Genomic DNA, 21,204 nt, shown 5'->3' with positions numbered 1-21,204 from the left:
CTGGCACAGTAACAATGCAAGAACCCCTGCCCAAACTCGAAACGACCATCGACAGGCCCGAATCCGGCAGGTCGATTTTCACGCGGCTGGTGCGCGGTGCCATCGGGCTGGCGCTGGTGTCGCTGTTGGTACTGTTCGGCGTGACCATGTGGGAAAGCTGGAACGCTACACAGCGATCGCTTTCCGCCACTGTAGATACCGACATTGCCGGCCTGGTTGATATCTATGCCAGCAGTGGCGAGGAGGAGCTGCTGGCGCGGCTGGAGGATCGATCCACGCTGGTAAGCCTGGAGGGGCGGCAGGCGCGCTATATGCTGGTTCGTCCTGACGGGACAATATTGGGGGGCAATATCAAGCAGTGGCCGACGCTGGGCGCGGGGCTGTCCGAACAGGGTTTTCTGACATTGGTGGACGGGACAAAGGTGTTTGCCCGGGCTACCCGGCTTTCCCCTGATCTCGATCTGCTGGTGGCCCGCACCTATGAGCGTGACAGCACTGCGCTGCTGCGGCTGGTGGCGGTGTTCCTGGGCACGGCAGCGGTCATCGTGCTGGCCGTATGGCTGATCGGCCGGAATGCCGTTGCCAAGCTGCGCCAGCGCATCATCGCCATTTCCAGCGCTTTTCGCGCGGCTGAGCATGGCCGCGATGTGGATCTGCCCGATAGCCAGTTTGATGATGAGGTCGGTGAACTGGCATATCTCAGCACGCGGGCCATTGGTCGCAGTGCCGGACTGGCGCGAACGCACCGGCACATGTCCGATCACATCGCCCATGAAATTCGCACCCCGCTGACCCATCTGGACAACCGACTGGTCAATGCCATGCGCAGCCTGCCCGAAGGGGTGGACCCGGCCATGATCGAACAGGGGCGACAGGACATCAAATCGGTCGTCACCATGCTCGATTCCCTGCTCGACATCGCCGCCAGCGAAAGCCGGGTGGGCGATCTTGTCGGGCTGGAGGATGTCGATCTCTCGGCCCTCGCCAGCAATCTGGTGGAGCTTTACGATGGCAGTGCGGAAGAAGCCGGCATCTCGCTGCGCAGCTTCATTGAACCCAAAGTGCATATTCTGGGCGAGCCGATGCAGCTCACCCGCCTGATCTCCAACCTGCTCGACAATGCGCTCAAATATGTGCCGCGCGGCGGGCAGGTTACCCTGTCCATCGCCGATGGGCCGGTGATCGAAGTGCGCGATGACGGGCCGGGGATCGATGAAGCGCTGCGCCCGCTGGTATTCGAACGTTTTCGCACCGGCCATCACGTGCAGGGCAAGAACAGCCACGGCCTGGGCTTGGCGCTGGCGCGTGCCATCGCCATGCGCCACGGCATGGGAATTGGCCTTGTCGCCAGCCAGAAAGGCGCTCATTTCGTAATCAAGCCTCACGCCATGTGGACCAGTGGAGAAGTGAAAGCATGAAACGGCCCTGTACGCTGCTGTTGATTGTGTCGCTGGCAGGCTGCGTTGGCGCGGGCGATCGCGATCTGGCCGCAGTCGAGCCGACCGGCGATGTGCTGAGCGATACCGCAGCGCTGCTGGTGGCTGCCGAATCCGCCCGGAACAAGCGTGAGCGCGCTCCGCTGGTGGACCGGCTCAACACCATGAATGTTGCGCTGATGGATGGCGCCACGGATGATCCGCTGAGTGAATGGCGGGCGCAGTACCAGCCATCTTCAGCCACTCCATTCCGTGGCCGCACGCTGGGCCCGGCCTATCGCCGCGCACGGCTGGAAGCGGGCGAGAGCGTGCGGATCGAACAGATATTCTACGCCGGTGAACGCGCCGATATTGCCGCGCAGGCAAGCAGCGGCAGCAATGTGGCGCTGGAGATCAGCAACCCGCGCGAAGAGGCCATTTGCGCCCGGCCACTGGCCCCGCGGGCAAATTGCAGCTGGCTGCCGATCTTTACCGAGCGCTTTTCCATAGAGCTGGAAAACCGCGGCACCGAAGCGACCAGCATCTACCTCGTCTTCCGCTGAGCGCGCGCTCCATCTCCTTCTGACATCGCTGTTCTATACAAGGCAATGGCCGGCCCGACCTGAATGGTCGGACCGGCCCTGATTGCGCGCGGCCAGCTTCCCCTTGCCGGTCCGCGCACGAAGCGTTTTGCTTTGCGCGCGGTCAGCGCATGGCGGCTGCCTGATAGGCCTCAAGCTGGGCCAGCTGCTCGGCCGAGAACTGGATGCCGCGCATCGCCAGCGCTTCCATTCCCGGTGCCAACATCGCCATGTCGCTGCCGGCGTTGATGCTGCCCGAATTGACTTCCCAGCGATCCCAGTCGGTGACGGAGGCAAGCGATGCCTGGGTGGTCCCGGTCGTGGATGGCGCAAGGCCGCCCGAGGCCGGAGCATCGGCGCTGAAGATCGCCAGGCCGCTGGCGGTTATCACACCATTGGTGACGCTGGAATCGGTCACGTTGACAGCGACCCCGGCAAAAGCGCCATTTGCACCATAGAGCGAACCGCCGACACTGACGGAACAACTCCCCGCGCATGCCCCGCCGGTAGCGGTAACTTGGCCTACCGTGTTCAGAAATTGCCCGGAGAATGTAGCAATTCCGGTTCCGGTTACGAGGTTCACCTGACTGGCTGAGGGATTGGCCACTCCGCCGGCCGTTTCCACGCCCCAGCTACGCCCACCAACGGCGATCTGCATATTATACCCGACCTTGGCAGTAGAACCGAAAGCAATAGCCAGGTCACCCGAAATTGTGCCCGGAGTTGAGCCCTTATTGTCAGTTGCCGAGGTGGTTGCGATCAGGGAGTAATTCACCGTGCCGCTGGCAGGCAGGCTGGTGGAAGTCTTGCCGGCAAACACATGATAGCCACCATTTGCGCCGATCACCGTCGATCCGCCCAAAACACCGGTTGCCACCACCGTGCCGCCCGTCCAGCGGGCCCAGGCCAGATCCCCGACATCGCCTGCTTCGACGATTTGTGCGCCATTGGACGAAATCGTGCCAAAGATCGAACTGAGGCCTGTCACCGCACCATTGGCAAAGGTTGCACTGCCGCCAAAGCCATTCGCCAGCGAGCCGTTGGTATAGGTGTAATAGACGATCCCGTCGCGCGTGCCGGTGAAGTTGGAGGTGGTGTTGCCACCGCCAGTTCCGCCACCGGTCCCGCTTCCTGTCGCACGGAAGGTCGCCGCGCCCTGAATGGCGTTGCTGGAACTCGTCTTGATCGAATAGGTCAGACCGGCGTGGCTTGCGCCGTCGCCGGCAAGGAAGCCCTGCACATATGTTCCGCGCGTGACACTGGTGGTGCCGTTGGCCGTGGTCGTCAGGTTCGAGCCAAATCGCCGCCCGCCAAAGCCATCATCGGTGAGCGACATGCTCGGCGCGGTGACCCCGCCTGCGCTTGCAAAGGCATAGGTGTTGCCGCCAAAGGCGACACTGGCATCAAGGCCAACCTTGAGCGTGCCGAAATCCACCGCCAACGCTCCGGTGAATGAGCCGAGCCCACCTTGCGCATTGGTTTGCGTGGCCTTGGTTGACCCGATGAGTTCGTAATTGATCAGGCCACTGGTGGGAAGATTGACCAGAGGCGTGCCCCAGACCGTGTGCCATGACTGGCCGGCAAAAGCGCTGGCTGACAGGCCCTGACCACTGGAGGAGCGATAGTCGACCCCCACATTCTCACTGCGCTGCCAGCCGATCACGCCCTGATCGCCATCGGTTTCAGTAACGCTATTGCCATTGGTGGTGATGCTGATCGCTGCGCCATTGCCAATGCCGGCAGCGGAAACAAACTTTCCGCTGGTCACCGTGACGCTGCTCACCGGCCCGTTATTGTCACCGCCAGCTCCCTGATAAGCGATGTACTTGCCGGTGGCGCTGGTCGGGACGACACCGTCCGCCGTGCCCGTCGCGCCGCCACCGCCGCCCAGATTAATCGCTGCGCCCGCAGCAAAGGCTGCGCTGCCGTCAATAAACTGGTTGGGCACGGTATTGGATCGGATCGAATAGGCGAGACCCATGTGGCTCGCCCCGTCGCCTGCCAGAAAACCCTCCACAAATGTGTTGCAGCCAGAGGTGCAGAACGCCGAAGCAGACGCGATTGAAACCGCTCCCTGACTTGCCCCGACCCCCAGCGTCTCGAATGAGCCATTGGCCCGGATCGCCAGCGTGCTTTGTGTCGGATCGGTCAGCTTGCCAGAGGTGAACAGGTTGAAGCTGTCCGATCCGCTGACCACAGTCAGATCAAGCGCCGCCACCGGATTTACGCCGAACACCACAGCCGCGCCGCCCGTTACAGAGCCTGTGCTGGTGCTTTCATTGTGGCGTGTGGGAGTGGTGAATCCGATCAGATCATACGCCACCGCGCCGCTCGCCGGCATATTGGTCAGCGCGGAGCCCGCGATCACGTGATAGCCGCCATTGGGACCAACAGGCTCAATGGCGCTGTTGTAATATTTGCCGCCCGGTGTGCCATTTGCCCAGCGCGCCCAGGAAATGACTCCGCCCGCCTTGCCGCTGTCGAGCAAGGTTGTGGTTCCGCTGGTCAGCCCCTCATCCGCCGAAGCCAGATAGCCAACCGGAAATCCGTTGGCGTCATAAGTCACCGGGATCAGCGAATAGACATCATCGCCGATCAGCGGGTTGGCATAGGCAAAGCTCTGGTTCTGAACCACGGTGGTTGTCACGGGCGGAGTGGGAGTAGTGCCGATCTGCGCCAGCTCGGTCCCGGTGGTGCCGAATATGGCCACGCCGTTGACGTTCTGGATGCCGCCGGTGGTGGAATCGGCGATGAAATACTCAATACCGACATTGCTTGCGCCATCGCCAAACAGACCGCCATGCGCACCGGATGTACAGCCGCTCAGCGCGCAGGCACCGCCGATCAGTCCGGTGGTCTGCAGGCTGGTGGTGAACCTGCCGTCTGAACCGACCTGCGCACCGCCATTGGTGGGGTCAGCCGCGCCGCCAGCGGTCTGGGCATGCCAGCCCAGCGTTCCGCTATAGACATCGAATGATATGCCGACCGTCGGCGTGGCACCAAAGGCGACAGCCAGCGATCCGCTGAAGGAACCGCTGGAACCTGCCGTGGCCAGCGCATCGGTAGGCGCGGTGCCGCCCACAAGGCGGTAGTTTACCTTGCCGCTGGCGGGCAGATTGGTCGCCGGAGCACCTACCAGCAAATGCTCGTTGAAGTTCGCATTGCCGCCCACAAGTCCGCGTTCATAGCGTGTCCAGGCCACGATATTGCCGACCCGGCCAAATTCTCGCAGAGTGCGGTTTCCGCCGGTAAAGTCATTCACCGTGGAACCGGTAACGGTCCGCGTGATCTGGCCATCTACCGTCACATCGGCAGTGGATGCCGTACCCCGGAAAGCGCGACCGACATCATACAGCCAGACATTGGCGCCCGCGAGCTGGGTTGCAGTGGACCCCGAACCGCCACCCGAACCTGCTCCCGGCAATCCGCCGAAATTGTCAGCCACGCCGCCGCCTGCAAGGTAAGCGAGATAGTTGGTGTAGAAGCTGAGGATGTCGCCGGAGAAGTTGATGGTCAGCAGCCCGGAATCGGCCAGTGCCTGCAGATAGGCCTGGATCTGCTGCTGGGTTAGCGCGGTGTAGGCGCTCGGCACGCCGCCGCCCGCCAAATAGGCGTAGTACTGGCTGATCGCCGTCAGATAATCTGCATAGACCGGCAGTCCGCTGAAATCAGCCGGATCGCCGCCACCCTGCACGAAGGCATAGTAAGAGGTGAAGAAGCCGTTGAGATTGGCAAAGGCGCCAAAACCGCCTGCTGAAGCAAGCGCGGCCAGATAGTTCGATATCTGCTGCTGTGTCAGCGCGGTATAGTCACCCGGAAGACCACCGCCTGCAAGGAAGGCGTAATAGGCATTCAACGCCGAAACATAATTGGCATAGAGCGGCAGCCCACTGAATTGTGCCGGGGTGCCGCCGGTTGAGACAAAGGCGTAATAGGCGGTGAAGAAGTCGCTCAGATCGCCCAGCTGCGTGGCAAATCCGCCCGCAGCCGAAAGTGCCGCAAGATAGTTGGTTATCTGCTGCTGCGTCAGTGCGGAATAATTGGCCGGCAGTCCGCCGCCTGCAAGATAGGTGTAATAGGCCTGCAGCGCCGCGCCATAACTGGCATAGATCGGCAAGCCGCCGAACAGATCGGCATTCGCGCCGCCCGCCAGATAGGTGAAATAGGCATCGAGCAGGCTGCTGTTGCCACCCAGCAGATTTGTCAGCTGTCCGGCATTATCAATGGCGGAGAGGTAGGAGGCGAGCAGCTCCAGCGTTGCTGCATCATAATTGCTGGGCAGGCCACCGCCCGCCAGAAACGCCGCATAGTCATTCAGCGCATCGGCAAAGGGCACCAGGTCGGCATTGGGAAGACCGGCAAACAAGTCCGGATTGCCGCCACCCTGCAGGAAGGCGAGGTAATTGGCATAGAACTGCGCCTGCTGGCCCAGCAACTGGTCAAACAGGCCCGATGCCTGCAGCGCTTCGAGATAGGCCTGCACCACGCCGGCATCCAGATCGGCATACTGGCTGGGCAGGTTGCCCTGCTGGAGGAAGGCGAAATAGGCTTCAAGCGCTGCGGCATATTGCGCGGCGAAGTTGAAACCGCCGCTGGTCAGGTAAGCCTGTATCAGCGTCTGGTTGTCTGCCGAAAGCTGCCCGGACAGGCCGCTTTGTGAAAGAAATGCGATATAGGCATCGACGACTTCCTGTGATGCGCCGGTAAACTCCAGCGGGTTTCCGCCGCCGCGAACGAAGGCGAAATAGGCCTCGATCAGATCGGTGAACTGGGCCGCGAACAGGTCCCCGTTGCCGCCCCCTTGCAGGAAGGCGAGATAGGCCTGCGCCAGCGCCTGATCCTGTGCCGAAAGGTTGGCCAGCGCACCCAGATTGCCCTGATAGGCAAGGAAGGCGTTGATATCGGTAAGCGCAGCAGCATCGAAGCTGGAAGGCAGGCCGCCCACGCGGACCAGATCCAGATATTGAGTCAGGAAGCCGGAATAGGCGGTCAGGAAGTTGGCACCCGATCCGCCATTCGCCAGAAAGCCCAGATAAGTGCGGATGATATCGGCCTGCGCCGCCTGGAAAGGCGCGCCGCCATAGGCATTCTGCAAATCGGCAGCCAGCGCCACCAGCAAGGCCAGATCGCCCACCGGATAGGTTTCCAGCTGCGGATTGCCATTGGCGGCCTCCACGCGCCGAGCCGCGCCGATGATATCTGCCGAAGCACCGGCGGATGCCAGCGCATCACCCAGCGAAACCGGCTGGCCATTCTGCGCCGCAGCCAGGGGTCCGCCAGTGTCCACATCCGCCACCTGCGGTTCACGCGCCTGCGGAGTATTCTGGGGCCCGCGCGCCATCACGCGGCGAATGCCGTTGCGGCCGGAACTGGCCCACATCTGCCCCTCGGAAAAGCTCCGGTCTTCCCGCCCGCGCATGATGGTGGAGGTGCCGGTCAGCGTATGGCCGCTGGTACTTCCGGTTTCTGAGACTTCGAATGTGGCGGCATTTCCCGTGCCGCCCACCGTGCCATTCACGCCCTCGGGCATGTGGATCGTCGTCTGGGAATTACCCGCGCCGGCAACCGTCACGCCGCCCTTGGCCAGGTTTACCGATCCATCGGAGTTGAGGGTGAACTCGGCACCTTGGGTAAAGGACAGCGTGGCGCCGTTCTCAAGCCTGATCTGCAGCACCTGCGCGCCATTGGTGAAGGGGCGGCCCTCTTCGACGGTGGTGGTGCCATTGCTGGCGAAGAGCACGTCCGCCGCTTCGGCAGGAACGCTGGCGATGGCCAGCACTGAAGCGGACAGGAGAAGCAGTTTCGCGGACTTGCTGGCGGAAATTGTGTGGCTGGCAATGCGGGTCATATCGGTAGCTCCCGGTTTCGCGAAAATCAGATCAGAACTCGAGCCGGATACCCGCGGTCAGCGTGTATCGGTCGTAGTCATAAAGGGCGATGTTGCTCCAGTTGCGCGTGTAGGTGGCGCGCGGCTGGAAATAGAGGTTGCCGGTCAGCGCCAGCTTGACGCCAAGCTGCGCATCAAGCCGTTCATCCGATCTTTCGACCAGGAACAGGGCATCGGCCGTGTCGTAGCGGCGCATATCGAAGGCCACCCCGCCCTGCACGGCCACGCGCTCACTCACCGGATATTCGCCGCCAACGGAAGCGCCTGCGAACCAGTGCGAAAAGGCATCGCCCGCCTGACGGACCGTCTCTTCCTTGCCGGCCTGAACGGTGGCGGAAAGATTGCTCGTCACATAGCCCAGCGCCACCGCATAGCGATCCGCGTCGAGCAGCGGCTGGCCATTGAAATCGAGGCGATTGTACTGGGCCGATATGGTGATCGCGCGGCCCTGCGCCATCATCGCGGTATATTGGGCAATGGCGCCGTAACTGTCGCGGTAGCCATCATCGTCGAGCCAGAAGCGCTGCACCTGTCCGGACAGCGAGATCACATCGCGGTTGGCGAAGCTGTGGGCGTATCCGGCAGTCCCGGTCAGGCTGGCCTGATCGAAGGCAGAACTGTCGAAGTTGTCGCGGTAATTGCCCAGCAATGATCCGAACAACCGGTCCTGCCGGCTGATCGCGGTCACGCCCGAGACGCCGCCGGTCAGCTCGTAAAACTCATCATCCTGCGCGCGTGCGCCCGGTCCCAGATTGCCCGCACCGAGGAAGGCGAACAACGGGATGGTGATCTGCGTCAGGTCGGTGGCGGCGTTGATATTGCTGTCATGTCCGGCGCGGGCATCGAAATAGCCCGAGACATCGCTGCCGCCGCCGGCGATCTGCCGGTCAAACTGGCGGACAAAGCCGGTGAAGCGCTGGCGCACGGGATCGGGCAGGCTGGGATCGTCCACCACAGTGGCGAATTCCGCACGAGCGGTATCGATATCACCTGCCATGGCATAGGCGCGGGCCAGCTCTGCACGGGCTTCGGCATTGTTCGGCTGCATCGCCAGCACACGCTGGAGCGCGATGATCGCCGCCCCATAATGCCCGCTGTCGATAGCCGCGATGGCCAGCGCATAATCAAAGTCCGGATCACCGGCACGATCAGCCTCTTGCGGGGCCAGCGACTGATAGAGCGCATCTGCCTGCCCGGGATCGGCCTGCTGGGCCAAAAGCGGCGCCGGGGCCTGCAGGACAAGCCCTGCTGCCAGGGCCATGTACAGGCGGCGGTGCCATTGCACGCGGTTCATTATCCGAATTCTCCCCAAGTCGCAGTTCGGTGGACCTGTGGAGTAGGGGAGGCATACTGCCATTACCGCTGACAAGCAGTGTTCATGACATGACAGGCGCTGTTATAAATCCAATATTTGCAATGATCTGGCGGCTTCTTGGCCAAGCGGGCAATATGCTTGCACTCAGGCATGGCCAGATGAACAAATCGCATTATAGTGCGCGCCACACCTTGGGAGGGGATGATTGATGTTCGACGTGAAGAAGGGTTTTACCCGCCGTACCGCTATTGGCAGTGCCCTGGGTAGTGCGGCACTTGCAGTAACCATTCCGGGCCTTGCCCACACACCCGGACGCAAGCCCAACTTCCTGTTCATCATGGCCGACGACCTGGGATATGCCGACCTGTCCTGTTACGGCCGGCAGGAATATCGCACCCCCGTGCTGGACAGCCTTGCCGCGCAGGGCATGAAGTTCACCCACGGCTATGCCAACAGCGCGGTCTGCTCGGCCACCCGCGTGGGACTGATCACCGGACGCTATCAATATCGCATCGCCGCCGGTCTGGAAGAACCGATTGGCCGCCCCGGCATCGGGCTGGACCCGGCGCACCCCACCCTGCCCTCACTGCTCAAGCAACAGGGTTATCACACCGCCCTGGTGGGCAAGTGGCATCTGGGCGGCCTGCCCGATTTTGGCCCGCTCAAGAGCGGCTATGACGAATTCTGGGGCAATCGCGGCGGCGGGGTGGATTACTTTCACCACGGCATCGTGCCCGATGTCACCGATCTGTGGGACGGCGACGTGCGGATCGACGAAGTCGGATATTACACCGACATGCTGGCCAACCGGTCGATCGAATTCCTTGATGCGCGCGCGCAGGAACCCGACAAGCCGTGGCTGCTGTCCCTCCACTTCACCGCGCCGCACTGGCCCTGGCAGGGGCCGAACGATCAGGCCGAAAGCGACCGACTGGCCAATCTGGAGGAACCGCTGGGCGGGCTCGCCATCGCCCACTACGACGGCGGCAGCATGGACACCTATGCCGAGATGGTCACCAGCCTCGATGCCAATATCGGCCGCGTGTTGGCCCGCCTAGCTGAACTGGGCATGGAACAGGATACGGTAGTGGTCTTCACCAGCGACAATGGCGGCGAGCGCTTCGCCCACAACTGGCCTTTCACCGGGATCAAGACCGATCTTCTGGAAGGCGGCATCCGCGTGCCCTTCATCGTCAAATGGCCGGGGCTGACCGCGCCGGGGTCCGAAAGCGACACGCCGGTGCTGTCGATGGATTTCCTGCCCACTTTCCTGCACGCAGCCGGCGGCGCACCGCATCCCGACTATCCCAGTGACGGCATGGATCTGCGCCCCGCCCTGATGGGTGCGCCCACGCCGGAGCGGACCTTGTTCTGGCGCTTCTGGAACAAGGACCAGAAGGCCACGCGGCGCGGCCGCTACAAATACCTCAAGATCAATGACTACGAATATCTGTTCGATATCGTGGCGGACCCGCTGGAACGCGGCAATCTGATCAATCGCATGCCGGAAAAATTTGCCGAATTGAAAGCCGCACATGACACCTGGAACGCCGACATGCTGAGTGATCCCAATGCAGCCAGTTTCGGCTGGGGGCCGCAATATCTGGCGGACCATTATGGCTGGAACGATTAGGCGCCGATCAGGCGCTCCACCAGCCAGTAACTGGCGACGATGCCCAGCGTATATCCGGCCATGCGCTGCAAGCCTGCCATCTCACCTTGCGCAGGTCGCAGCCGCGTGACCAGCCGCAGCAGTGCGAACAGCAGGCCAGCAAAGATCACCTGGCCGATCTCAATGCCGATGTTGAAGGCAAACAGCGCGGTCAGCAGGCCCTGATCGGGCAGGCCGACTTCGCGCAGGACCGACGCGAAGCCGAAACCGTGCAGCAGGCCGAAGGTTGATGCCACCGCCACCGGGCGGCGCCAGGTCAGGCTGTCTCGCGGGCCTTTGACGATCTCCACCGCCAGGAACACGATGGACAGTGCAATCACCGCCTCCACCGCGCGGATAGGCAGGCTGATCAGGTCCAGCGCCGCCAGACCCAGCGTGACCGAATGCGCCAATGTGAAGCCCGTCACCGTCACCAATATCCGCCGCCATGTGCCCGCAATGATGATCAGCCCGGTCACGAACAGCAGATGGTCGATCCCCAGCCAGATATGCTCGAAGCCCAGCTTGAGGAATTCGGCAAAAGTGCTCGCGCGCGCTTCCCCCTGCTGCGCAGCAGGGATTTGCAGCACAGTGTCACCGGGCTGGAGCAATATGGTTTGCACCGCCTGCCCCGGCTCATGCAGGCGGGCGATGGTGGCAAGACCCGGATTGGCCGATGGGTAGGCGATGGCGATGGCCTGCCCCTTGAGCGGCTGCTGGCAGACCCATTGCTGCTGGTGCCATGTGCCCACGGCATCGGACCAGCTGCGCAAATGACCCTCGGCAACGCAACCGCCGGGAGGCAGTAGATCGGGCATGAAGCCTGCCGCAACATTGGCCGGGATTTTCCACGTCACATCTGCGGCAAGCCCGTCCGGGGCCAGTTCGACAGTGATGGTCAGCGGTCGGTTGTCATCGGCATGGGCTGGCGCGGACAGCAGCGTCGCCAGCATGGCAAGGCAGGCCAGCCACAAGCGCATCAGCGCGCAATCCCGTTCTCGTCGCGAACCTCGTAATCCTCCATCAGCGCATCAATCGCCGCCATGCCGCGGCGGCTGCGCTCTTCGGCCAAGGCATCTTCAGCCACGCGGGCAGCGATTTCCTCGAACGGCGGAACGCGAGAGGACGTCAGCTCGCGCAGGCCGATGACATGCCAGCCATGCTGCGATTGCAGCGGCCCCTGCCATTCATCGGAAGGCTGCAACTGATAGAGCGCGCGGGTGAAATCCTCACCAAATTGCCCGGCAATCTCGCGCGCACCAGCCTCGGCATAGTTGAGCTGGTAGAGGAAGCGGTCACCATATTGGCCGGCCTGCGCAAAAGGCACATCGCCTGCCTGCATCTGCGCCAGCGCCGCGCGCGCGGCGGCCTCTGCGCCTGTGCCGCGCCGCTCTGCCGAGAAGAACACATGGGTGAAGCTGGCCCGCGCACCCTCAGCATAGCGTTGCGGGTTCTGATCGTAGAAGCTGCGGATGTCCTGGTCCGAAAGCTGCACATCGCTGGCCGCTTCCTCCATCAGCAACAGGCGCATCTGCTGGATCACGCGCTGGCGCACCAGCGGATCGGCATCGGCCAGCCCCAGCGCCTCACCCTCGCGGTAAAGCGCCTCTGCCACGGCGGCATCGCGCAGCAACTGGGCGCGATCCTGCTCGCTCATATCCTCCAGCAGCCGGGCAAAGCTCTCCTCGTCATACAGTTGCGCGCGCGCCTGCAGGTGATCGAGCAGCTGCGCCTCTCCAATGGTGATGACGCGGCCAGTTTCGGGTGCCGGCCAGATCCACGATGCGGCCAGAAACAAGGCGACACCAGCGGCAAGGAAATGGACCAGCGGCTCCCGCAGCCATGATTTCAGCGTCACGGAGTGTACCACACAGGCGATGACCAGGCGCGTTCCTGTATGGTGGGCACAATGTCTATCGTTGCCGGATCGATACCCAGCGCCAGCGCATCGAACAGGTGATGGCGCGGGGTGGGGATTTCCAGCACGCGGACATAATAGAACGTGCGCATGGAGGGATCGAATTCGGGATCGGTCCACACCGTTGCCAGCTCCGCCGCGCCAATAGTGTTGGTATAGCGCGCCGTCGTCAGGTCCACCGTATTGCCCACCGCCGGCAGAGATCCGTCGGCGCGCATGCTCCGGCCGCCGCTCCAGGCGACGTTGAAGATCTTCTCATGCGTCCGGCCACGTGCATCGACCCAGCCCTTGACCACCTGCACCCGGTCCAGATTGCCCGCTTCGGGATCCTTCACAGCCTGTATCATCAAGCGCGGTGCGCGGCCGTTGCTGGGGGCCAGAACCCCGCCCATCGGCACGCCGAGGCGATAGCCATGCGATGCAAAATCCCGTCGATCCTGATCCCCTGCGGCAAAATCATAGCCGGCAAACAGCCGCACCGACATGCGCGGCCCCGAAGTGCCAAACACCTCCCGCCTGCGGAAGGCATCGAACAGCGATTGCCGGTCATTGTGATCGGCCCACACGCCAGCAAGGCCGGAGGCGGACATTTGCGCGGCGGGGAAGATGATCGGCACCTTGTTATCCCCCAGCCGGTCCGCCGGAAGATAATCCTCCCCCAGCTTGCCGAGGAAATTATTCTCCAGCTGCGAGGAGAATCCTGTGTGGCTGTCACTCGCCCCGATAATGCCATAGCGGAACGGATTGGCGCCGATGCGCTGTTCCTCGGCCATGCCCATCAGCAAGGCGCTGCGGACGTAGGAGCCGCCCAGCGGATCGGTCGGAACGCCGGTGAGCAGCATGTTGCGCAGCTCGAAATCGGCAAATTCGTCATTGGAGGAAAGCGCCGGATGCGTTTCCGATGACCCTTTGTACTGGGTGATCTCCACCACCGGCTCCCACGCCGCGCGGGTCTGCGCATAGGCGGCATCGAAGGCATCACCGTTCTTGTCCACGAGTTCGAACATGCGCCCTTCGGACAGGTTGGAATTATGCGGGATGGCCACGAAATCGGCCCCGGTGCGGGCTCGGGTTTCCTCAAAGAAGGCGTAGAGGTCTTCCGGCCCGTCGGTCTGGTAATTGGCCAGCGGCAGGAACTGCCCGGCCTGATCGCCATCAACATTGGTGAAGACCACGCGGTGCATGTTGCGCAAATTGGGCGCGAAGGTCCATTCCCAGCCAATCAGCGCGGTGAAAGTGCCCGGACGGTTGTGCCGTTCGGCAGCATCGATCTGCCCCTGCCAGCTGCCCGCCAGCACCTCGTCAGAGCGCATGTCGCGGTTGAATGCCGCCAGCTCCTCCTCGGTCAGATTGCTGCCGCCCATGCCCGCCGTCGTCAGCGCACGTCCGCCTTCGGTTTCAAACAGTTCCCGCAGTCTGCGGGCGATGGGATATTGCATGATCGAGGGATCATTGCGGGCGATCCGGCTGGAGATACCCAGGCTGACCGCGTGATCGGCGATCACCACGAAATCCAGCGGACGGTCGATCTGCACGCGCTGGCCGGTGCGCGGGAAAATCACCGGCATGCCGCGCGCAAAGCGATAGGCGCTGTCGATATCGGCATTGGCCAGACCGCTGGAAAAGGCATCGACCGAATTGATCGTGTGGACATGCGTATCGCCCCACAAAAGCTGGCGATCAGCCTGCGGCATATCGGGCGCGGCCACCTCCGCAAGCGCGGGATCGAGCACGCCCGAAGACACATCGGACGGCGCCTGGTTGCAGGCAGTCAGCGCCAGTGCGGCGGCGGATGTGAGAAGAATACGGGCTGTCATGTCATACCCCCGATGCCGGCGTGTAATAGACCGGCGATGTCCAGGCGCGTTCCTGCAGCCATGGCTTCGTCTCTGGCGCCAGCGCGATCCCGCTGGCGACGGAAAGATAGGTGGCCCAGCGCGGCGTGGGGATTTCCAGCACACGGGCATAATAGAATGCCCGCTGGCCCGGATCGAAATCGGGATCGGTCCAGCTGCCGATCAGCTCCGCCGTGCCGATTGTGTTGGTGAAGGTCGCGGTGCCGGCGTCCACGGTGTTGCCCACGGCCGGAAGCCGGCCATCCTCACCTTGCAGACGGTCACCCGACCAGGCGACGTTGTAGATACGCTCGAGACTGCGCCCGTCCTCACGCCAGACCTTGACGATCTGGATGCGGTCCAGATTGCCCGATTCCGGGTCCCTGGCGGCCTGCACTATCAGCGTCGGCCCGGTGCTGCCTGCTGGCGGCGCGGCAAGGTTGCCGCCCATCGGCACGCCCCACTGATAGGCGCGCGTGGCCCAGTCCGCACTATCGGCAAACGATGAAGGGTCGCTCCATCCCGCAAACAGCCGCACCCGCATGCGCGGGCCGGACGTGGCGAATGTCTCGCGCCGCTGGAAGGCTGCGAACAGGCTCTCGCGCGTGTTCTCCTCCGCCCAGACGCCGGTCAGTCCCGATGCCGAAAGATTGGCCAGCGGGCTGCCGATCACGGGCGAGACATCGCCCAGGATGGCAGCGGCATTGGCATGGTCGTCGGACAGGCCCAGCGCGCCGGGGTAATTGTCCTCCTCGGTGCTCGAAATGCCAGAATGGAAGTCGGTTGCGCCGACAAAGCCCTGCTCGAACGGGTTCACCCCCAGCGCCTCTGCCAGCTCCATGCCGCGCGCAAGGCCGGTGCGGACATAGGCCCCCGCCAGGTCGCCATCGGAATTGATGATCTCGAAATCGGCGAATTCGTCATCGGGAGAAAGTTCGGGCCGTGTCTCGCTGGTGCCCTTGATCTGGGTGATTTCCACCAGCGGTTCATTGGCCGCACGGCGCGCGGCATAGTCCACGCTCATCGGCTGGCCGTACGTGTCGTTATAGGGGAAGGCGAGGCCATCGCTGAGATTGGCATTATGCGGGATCATCAGGCTCTCGATCCCGCGCGCCCGGTTGGTTTCGGCATAGGCCCACAAGGCCTCGTGGTTCATCGAATCGAGCGCGGAGAACGGCATGGCGGGATAATCCGGCCCGCGAAAAATCACATTGCGGTGCAGATGCGCGCCATTGGCCCGGTAGGTGGGCGAATATTCGAAGGCCACGAAGGCGGTGAATGTGCCGGGATTATTGTGCCGCTGCGCCGCGGCGATGGTATCCTGCCAGGCCTCATAACTGCGCGCCGGATCGACCAGCCCCTCGCGGCTTTCCCCGTATAGTCCAGCAACGGCCATACCGAACAGTTCGAACATGGTGGCGCCGCCATCATGGGCGAACAGGCGGTCCCATTCGTCCTGATCGCCCGGCAGCGGAATCTCGCCCGCCATCGCCGCCCTGACCGTGCCCAGATACTCCGCATGATCGGTCACCGCCAGAAAATCGAGCGGAGTATGCCGCTGGAGCATGCGGCCAAGGTAATCCACCTGCTCCCCCTTGGCGAACAGATAGGCATCGTCGGGCGTGGTGTTGGTCTTGGCTGCCGCAGCATCGAGCGAATAGGACGTGTGCAGATGCAGATCGCCGAAGAAGACTTGCCGTTCGCCGGTGTTGAGCAGGCTGGGCGCTTCGGCATCTGCGCCCGCAGTGCCATTGGTGCCTTGCCCGCACCCTGCCACAGCAATGGCCAATGCCACGGGCAAAAGCCGTCCCATGGCCCGCGATGATATTGTCCGAACTGCCATCTTTTCCCCTCCCAAGGTGCCCGAAAGCGGTGACGTGCGTCACCATCGGCAATTTGCCGACAAATGCCAAGGGAGAGAAACGTGGTGAACCCGGCGGGTCCGAACCAGCGATTTGCCGATTAAACGCTGGAATCAGCAGGCCGTCAAGAGTCGCCTGCGGCTGTCATTTTCACCCTGCATCAACAGGTCCCGGTCTGTGTTTCGACCGTCAGCGACACGCGCCGGGTCAGGCTTGCGGAGAGAATATCTGATCGCGTCAGTGTCCGGCCAGGGACGCATTCTCGCGTGCCGTGGCGGCAAGATAGTCCGCAATCGCCGCCAAATCCGCATCGCTCAATTCAGCCTTGCGGAACATCGGCATCGCACCGCTCCCGCGCCGCACGAACAGGTTCAGGACAGGAGCGGAAAGATCGCTGCGCAGTTCCAGCAATCCGGGCAGGCGGCCTTCGTATTTGGCCGTCAAAGCAGCGGTTCCCGGAAGCATGGGCGAGCCATCATCTCCCGGAGCGGTGCCGTGGCAAGGGGCACATTGCCGCGCGAAGATCACGCGGCCAGGCATGTCGGGACGTTCGATATTGCGGACGATCGGCTGGTTGGAGGATTGGCCCCAGGCCATCCCGCACAGCGCCGCAGACGCAGCCAGTACAATCGCGGGTCCGCGCAGGATTTTCATGATCGGAACCTCCTTGGCCACACACCGCCTCTGCCCGGTGCGATGATCCCGTCGGGGTCGATCGCGTCCTTCAGCTGCTCGTGGAAACGGCGCAGGATGTGGTTGTTGAAACCGTAAGTGTCCGACACGTCATCCTGATAGATGGGCGCTGCCCGGTAATCGCCCCAGCCGTGCTGGGCGGCCACCGCCACGCATTTCTTCATCGCGGCATGGGTGATGGCATTGTGCGCCGGATCATCATGCTTGATCGATGGCGCGAACACCATCTGGAAGGTGTGCGTGTGCCAGAACAGCGGCATGGTCAGGGCGTTGAAGAAGGGCGGCAGGGTCGGAAATTCCTTCATCGCATCGCCCAGCACGCGCTGCATCTCGAACACCGCCTCGGCAGTTCGCGGCAGCACCGGGAAAAAGCCGACATGGCCATCATCGCGCACGATTTTCCACGCGCCAAGGCTCGGCACGCCCAACGAACGGCGGCGCTTGATGCTGCTGCGATAGGGCTGCGTCTGATTGTCGAGCTGGTCGTCGGTCGCCGGCAAAGGGAAGTGATCGCCGGCAATCGCAATCGCGCCCGGAATATCGGACAGGATACGGTCACTGGCATAATTCCAATTGGCAAGCGTCGTCGCCTCTGGCCCGAAGATCTGCAATTCAACATGCCAGCTGTGCAGGCCCGCCGCTTCGGCTGCGGCATCCATTTCGGCATTCGAAGGCCCGCCGGTTTTGGTCGCCAGCGCGAGGAATTGCGGATCGCCCATCAACGCGCTCAAGGGTGAACCAAATTCCACTTCGCCGATCAGCCCGCTATCGGACAGGTAGTTCACATGGTCGACCAGCTTGGCGAAATCGGCGCGCCGGGGCACGCTGATCATTCCGCTGCGGTAATATTCGGGCAATGGCAGCAGGCGGAAACCCATCTTGGTGACGACACCAAAGGGCCCTTGTGCAAACAGCCCCGCCGGGTCCGGCCCGAAGCCATAGGGATATTCCTGCCAGGTATCGCTGCCTGGCAAAGCGCCCATGCCGGTGCGCATCACCTCACCATCGGGCAGCACGACTTCCATCCCGCAATGCGCGCCGAAATGGTCGCGGAAATGGGGCATGGTGTAGCCCACCCCGCGTTCCAGCGAATTGCCGATCGGCGAGCCCCAGCCGGGATCGGGGCAATCCACCATCAGCTTAAGGCCGCGCTCCTGTATCTCGCGGTACAGGTCGAAATAGGAAACGCCCGGTTCGACCAGAGCATAAGCGCGCGCTTCATTGATCTCGATCACCCGGTTCATGCGCTTGAGATCGAGCACGACGGAGCCGTTCACATTGGGCGATGGGCCGCCATAGCCAAAGTTCTTGCCGGTCGAGATCGGGAACAGCGGCACGCGGTGGCGGCGCGCGATGCGTACGATTTCAGAGACCTGTTCGACATCGGCCGGGGCGACTGCAGCAGAGGCGTGGCGTTCCTCTCCAGTGTTCCAGACCGGCGAGAAGCTGTCGCGATAGGGGAACATGTCCGCCTCGCCTGACCACACCCAGTCAGCGCCAACCGCGCCGCGTAGCTGTTCAAGGAAGGTCGCGAAACCGGCTTCGTCCAGATCGGGGGGAAGCACGCTCATGCCACGACACTGGGATGGACGGGTGCGATGATCCAGCTGACCGGAGCAATTCCGCGCGCATCGGCTGCGCCCACTTGCGAACGGCTGACAACACGGCGACCATGCTGCTGCGCCAGCGTTTCGAGCACGAACAGGGCATCGCTGCCGGTAATCCCGCCCAGCACATAGCCGCGTTGGCGCCATGCGGGATCAATGGTCTGATACCAGTGTCCGGTCACGTCGCCGTCAAAACGCATGACCGGTATGCCCCAATGGTTCTGCGGCACTTGTGCGGCAAATCTCTGATCGAGCAGGAAGGCGTCGCACCCCTGCACTCCGCTGGCGAACGCTGCGTGCGAACAGGCAGCGAAAGCTGGCGCGGCGGCTCCCCATTTGATCACTTCACGGCGAGAAATCATTGCTCACTCCCCCTTGCGCGCACCATCTCATCTGCCAGCAACGGTGCATGCGCACCGCGATCTGCCAATGGCGCGCTGAGATAGGCCGACAGGGCGGCGAGATCGTCGTCCGAGATTTCAGTTGGACGGAACGGCGGCATCCAGGCAACACCCGTGCGCACGAAATAGCCGATCACGGCAGGCTGCAGATCGGTGCGATCTTCCAGTGCGGCGGGAACGCTTCCGTCATATTTCGCCTCCAGTGACATGGTGCCCGCAAGGCCTGCACCAGTGGCATGGCATGGCGCGCACCAATGGGCAAAGACGGCCTTCCCCCGCTGCAGTTCGGGCGCGGTCTGGCCGGTGCGCGGGGCGGTGCGCGGGGCGGTTTCACCCTGCGCCTGCGCCGCATTCAACGCGAGCGCGGCGACGGCAGCAGCGCAAGCAAGCGCAAGATATCTCATGCCCCGCCTCCATCGCGCAGATGACGCGGCCATACACCATATCGTCCGGCGGAGAGAATGCCGCGGGGATCGAGCGCATCCTTGATCTGTTCGTTGACGCGGCGCAGCTTGTGGTCACCGAAGCTGTAAGCATCCATCGCCGCATCCATGAATGCGGGCGGGCAGCGATATTCGCCCCAGCCATGCGTGGCGCAGATCCTGATGATTTCCTTCACACTGTCGCGCAGATGCTGGTTTCTTGCGGCGTCTTTATAGACCGGCACAGCGGCAAACAGCACGAAGCTGCGCGACCAGCAGGTGACAGACGGCACGAACATGAACAGGTCCAGCCCCAGCCGCTCGCATTCGGTGCGCATCACGCGGTTCGCGTCGATAATGCCCTTGCCGCTGCGCGGGATGACGGCGGAAAACCAGATATGGCCGTCGCTGGGGTTGAAATCACCGTAACCCCGGCTGCCGACCGAAAAAATCTCCAGCGAGGGGATGCCGAACCGCGGTTTGTGAATCCGCTCCATATCATCGGGGCTGAGCGGTAGCTTGACGACGGGAGTCTCGTTAAACTTCACGCCTTCAAAATGGGCGAAGCGCTCCTGCACATAGTCCCACTGCGCCCTGATGACTTTCTCCGGGCCGTAGAAGTTGATCGAACCACGCCATGCAGGCAGGCCGGTTTCGCGCACCATGGCGTTCATGACTTCGGCTTCGGGCACGATCGACATGGCGATCGGGTTTTCCTGCGCCAGAACCGGTGATCCGATACCCGGCATGCCGTTGAAGACATGCCCGTATTCCAGCTCATTGAGCAGTTCCACCAGCGGCTCCAGATCCTCGAACCGGAACACATCGACCGAAACTGAAAGATAGGCTTCGGGTTGGGGAAACAGGTAGAAACCCATTTTTGTGACCACGCCCAGCGATGACTGGCGGAACAGTCCATCAAGGCACGGGCCGATCCCCATGCGATATTGCTGCCAGGTTTCCGACCCGGGAAGCGCGCCCATGCCGGTGCGCAGCAATTCCCCATCGGCCATCACTGCCTCGATCCCGCAGACCGCTTCCCAGTGCCCGCGATAGCCCGCCGCCGTGTAGCCGCCGCCCGAATCCAGCGCATTGCCGACCAGCGAGCCCCAGCCGGGATCGGGCACGTCGAGCCACAGCTTCGATCCGCTTTCCTGCAAATGCCGGTACATGTCGAAGTAGGATACGCCCGGCTCGACAAGGCAGGAACAATTGTTCTCGTTGACGTCCAGCACCCGGTCCATGCGCTTGAGATCGAGCACCACGCTGCCCGACAGGACGGGAGCGGAACCGCCATAACCCAGATTGCGTCCGGTCGAGATCGGGTAGAGCGGAATATTGCGTTCACTGGCCACGCGCACCACGGCCTGGACTTGCTCGACATTGGCAGGCGCTATCGCAGCAGAGGCCCGCTTCTCCTCCGGCTCGCCCCACAGGACCGAATAGAAATCGCGATATGTGTTGAGATCGGCCGGCTGATCGAAAACCCATTCGGTCCCCACGGCATCGCGCATCTCAGCGAGCCCATCAGCAAAGTCTGCTTCGCCCAAACCAGGGGGTACCGTCATGCAGGGATTCCTATCGCCAACCGGGATTCATACGAGTGTATAAATGCAA

14 protein-coding genes are annotated in these 21,204 nt (G+C 62.7%); 3 read left to right on the top strand and 11 right to left on the bottom strand.

The window, feature by feature from the left end; all coding sequences use genetic code 11:
- Window positions 1-14 precede the first annotated feature (14 nt).
- Entirely contained in the window at window positions 15-1,418 is a 1,404-nt protein-coding gene (locus tag ABDZ98_RS04710; protein ID WP_160589278.1) for a sensor histidine kinase, read from the top strand.
- Window positions 1,415-1,978: a hypothetical protein gene (locus ABDZ98_RS04705; RefSeq protein WP_160589277.1), complete on the top strand. Its 564-nt coding sequence runs from the start codon at window positions 1,415-1,417 to the stop codon at window positions 1,976-1,978. Before ABDZ98_RS04710 ends, ABDZ98_RS04705 begins: the two co-directional genes overlap by 4 nt.
- Window positions 1,979-2,120: 142 nt before the next feature.
- Here ABDZ98_RS04705 and ABDZ98_RS04700 read toward each other — a convergent pair whose 3' ends face one another.
- The gene (locus tag ABDZ98_RS04700; RefSeq protein ID WP_160589276.1) at window positions 2,121-7,844 is read right to left on the bottom strand and encodes a beta strand repeat-containing protein; all 5,724 of its coding nucleotides are present in this window, start codon (window positions 7,842-7,844) and stop codon (window positions 2,121-2,123) included.
- Window positions 7,845-7,875: 31 nt separating this feature from the next.
- A complete protein-coding gene (locus ABDZ98_RS04695) occupies window positions 7,876-9,177 on the bottom strand; it encodes a surface lipoprotein assembly modifier (RefSeq protein WP_237437301.1) in 1,302 nt (433 codons plus the stop codon).
- 229 nt (window positions 9,178-9,406) lie between these two features.
- Here ABDZ98_RS04695 and ABDZ98_RS04690 point away from each other — a divergent pair, with 229 nt between their 5' ends.
- Complete coding sequence (locus ABDZ98_RS04690; RefSeq protein WP_160589275.1) at window positions 9,407-10,831, top strand: sulfatase family protein; 1,425 nt, start codon at window positions 9,407-9,409, stop codon at window positions 10,829-10,831.
- Here the strand turns inward: ABDZ98_RS04690 and ABDZ98_RS04685 are convergent.
- The 9 genes from ABDZ98_RS04685 to ABDZ98_RS04645 form a co-directional block, all read right to left on the bottom strand.
- Window positions 10,828-11,829 (bottom strand): HupE/UreJ family protein, encoded by a 1,002-nt coding sequence (locus ABDZ98_RS04685; RefSeq protein WP_202385883.1) that lies wholly within the window; start codon window positions 11,827-11,829, stop codon window positions 10,828-10,830. The two genes, ABDZ98_RS04690 and ABDZ98_RS04685, sit on opposite strands and share 4 nt — an antisense overlap.
- Window positions 11,829-12,707, bottom strand: a complete 879-nt coding sequence (locus tag ABDZ98_RS04680; protein ID WP_160589274.1) for a peptidyl-prolyl cis-trans isomerase — start codon at window positions 12,705-12,707, stop codon at window positions 11,829-11,831. The genes ABDZ98_RS04685 and ABDZ98_RS04680 overlap by 1 nt, the downstream gene beginning before the upstream one ends.
- Window positions 12,704-14,584, bottom strand: a complete 1,881-nt coding sequence (locus ABDZ98_RS04675) for a DUF3604 domain-containing protein (protein ID WP_160589273.1) — start codon at window positions 14,582-14,584, stop codon at window positions 12,704-12,706. Before ABDZ98_RS04675 ends, ABDZ98_RS04680 begins: the two co-directional genes overlap by 4 nt.
- A gap of 1 nt (window position 14,585) precedes the next feature.
- A complete protein-coding gene (locus ABDZ98_RS04670) occupies window positions 14,586-16,415 on the bottom strand; it encodes a DUF3604 domain-containing protein (RefSeq protein WP_160589272.1) in 1,830 nt (609 codons plus the stop codon).
- A 286-nt stretch (window positions 16,416-16,701) separates the two neighbouring features.
- Window positions 16,702-17,118, bottom strand: a complete 417-nt coding sequence (locus tag ABDZ98_RS04665; RefSeq protein WP_202385882.1) for a c-type cytochrome — start codon at window positions 17,116-17,118, stop codon at window positions 16,702-16,704.
- Entirely contained in the window at window positions 17,115-18,728 is a 1,614-nt protein-coding gene (locus ABDZ98_RS04660; RefSeq protein WP_160589271.1) for an FAD-binding oxidoreductase, read from the bottom strand. The genes ABDZ98_RS04665 and ABDZ98_RS04660 overlap by 4 nt, the downstream gene beginning before the upstream one ends.
- Window positions 18,725-19,126: a hypothetical protein gene (locus ABDZ98_RS04655; RefSeq protein WP_160589270.1), complete on the bottom strand. Its 402-nt coding sequence runs from the start codon at window positions 19,124-19,126 to the stop codon at window positions 18,725-18,727. The genes ABDZ98_RS04660 and ABDZ98_RS04655 overlap by 4 nt, the downstream gene beginning before the upstream one ends.
- On the bottom strand, window positions 19,123-19,569 hold the full coding sequence (locus tag ABDZ98_RS04650; protein ID WP_160589269.1) for a c-type cytochrome: 447 nt from the start codon (window positions 19,567-19,569) through the stop codon (window positions 19,123-19,125). The genes ABDZ98_RS04655 and ABDZ98_RS04650 overlap by 4 nt, the downstream gene beginning before the upstream one ends.
- Window positions 19,566-21,155: an FAD-binding oxidoreductase gene (locus ABDZ98_RS04645; RefSeq protein ID WP_160589268.1), complete on the bottom strand. Its 1,590-nt coding sequence runs from the start codon at window positions 21,153-21,155 to the stop codon at window positions 19,566-19,568. Before ABDZ98_RS04645 ends, ABDZ98_RS04650 begins: the two co-directional genes overlap by 4 nt.
- Window positions 21,156-21,204 lie beyond the last annotated feature (49 nt).

The organism is Alteraurantiacibacter aestuarii, assembly GCF_039523595.1.
GTDB lineage: Bacteria > Pseudomonadota > Alphaproteobacteria > Sphingomonadales > Sphingomonadaceae > Alteraurantiacibacter > Alteraurantiacibacter aestuarii.
Note: the sequence above shows the minus strand (reverse complement) of the source record. Positions and strands in the feature narration are given on the sequence as shown.

Excerpts from the sequence above, each read along its gene's own strand:
- ABDZ98_RS04710 (WP_160589278.1), top strand. The coding sequence starts at position 15 with ATGCAAGAACCCCTGCCCAAACTCGAAACGACCATCGACAGGCCCGAA.
- ABDZ98_RS04705 (WP_160589277.1), top strand. The coding sequence starts at position 1,415 with ATGAAACGGCCCTGTACGCTGCTGTTGATTGTGTCGCTGGCAGGCTGC.
- ABDZ98_RS04700 (WP_160589276.1), bottom strand. The coding sequence starts at position 7,844 with ATGACCCGCATTGCCAGCCACACAATTTCCGCCAGCAAGTCCGCGAAA.
- ABDZ98_RS04695 (WP_237437301.1), bottom strand. The coding sequence starts at position 9,177 with ATGAACCGCGTGCAATGGCACCGCCGCCTGTACATGGCCCTGGCAGCA.
- ABDZ98_RS04690 (WP_160589275.1), top strand. The coding sequence starts at position 9,407 with ATGTTCGACGTGAAGAAGGGTTTTACCCGCCGTACCGCTATTGGCAGT.
- ABDZ98_RS04685 (WP_202385883.1), bottom strand. The coding sequence starts at position 11,829 with ATGCGCTTGTGGCTGGCCTGCCTTGCCATGCTGGCGACGCTGCTGTCC.
- ABDZ98_RS04675 (WP_160589273.1), bottom strand. The coding sequence starts at position 14,584 with ATGACAGCCCGTATTCTTCTCACATCCGCCGCCGCACTGGCGCTGACT.
- ABDZ98_RS04670 (WP_160589272.1), bottom strand. The coding sequence starts at position 16,415 with ATGGGACGGCTTTTGCCCGTGGCATTGGCCATTGCTGTGGCAGGGTGC.
- ABDZ98_RS04665 (WP_202385882.1), bottom strand. The coding sequence starts at position 17,118 with ATGAAAATCCTGCGCGGACCCGCGATTGTACTGGCTGCGTCTGCGGCG.
- ABDZ98_RS04660 (WP_160589271.1), bottom strand. The coding sequence starts at position 18,728 with ATGAGCGTGCTTCCCCCCGATCTGGACGAAGCCGGTTTCGCGACCTTC.
- ABDZ98_RS04655 (WP_160589270.1), bottom strand. The coding sequence starts at position 19,126 with ATGATTTCTCGCCGTGAAGTGATCAAATGGGGAGCCGCCGCGCCAGCT.
- ABDZ98_RS04650 (WP_160589269.1), bottom strand. The coding sequence starts at position 19,569 with ATGAGATATCTTGCGCTTGCTTGCGCTGCTGCCGTCGCCGCGCTCGCG.
- ABDZ98_RS04645 (WP_160589268.1), bottom strand. The coding sequence starts at position 21,155 with ATGACGGTACCCCCTGGTTTGGGCGAAGCAGACTTTGCTGATGGGCTC.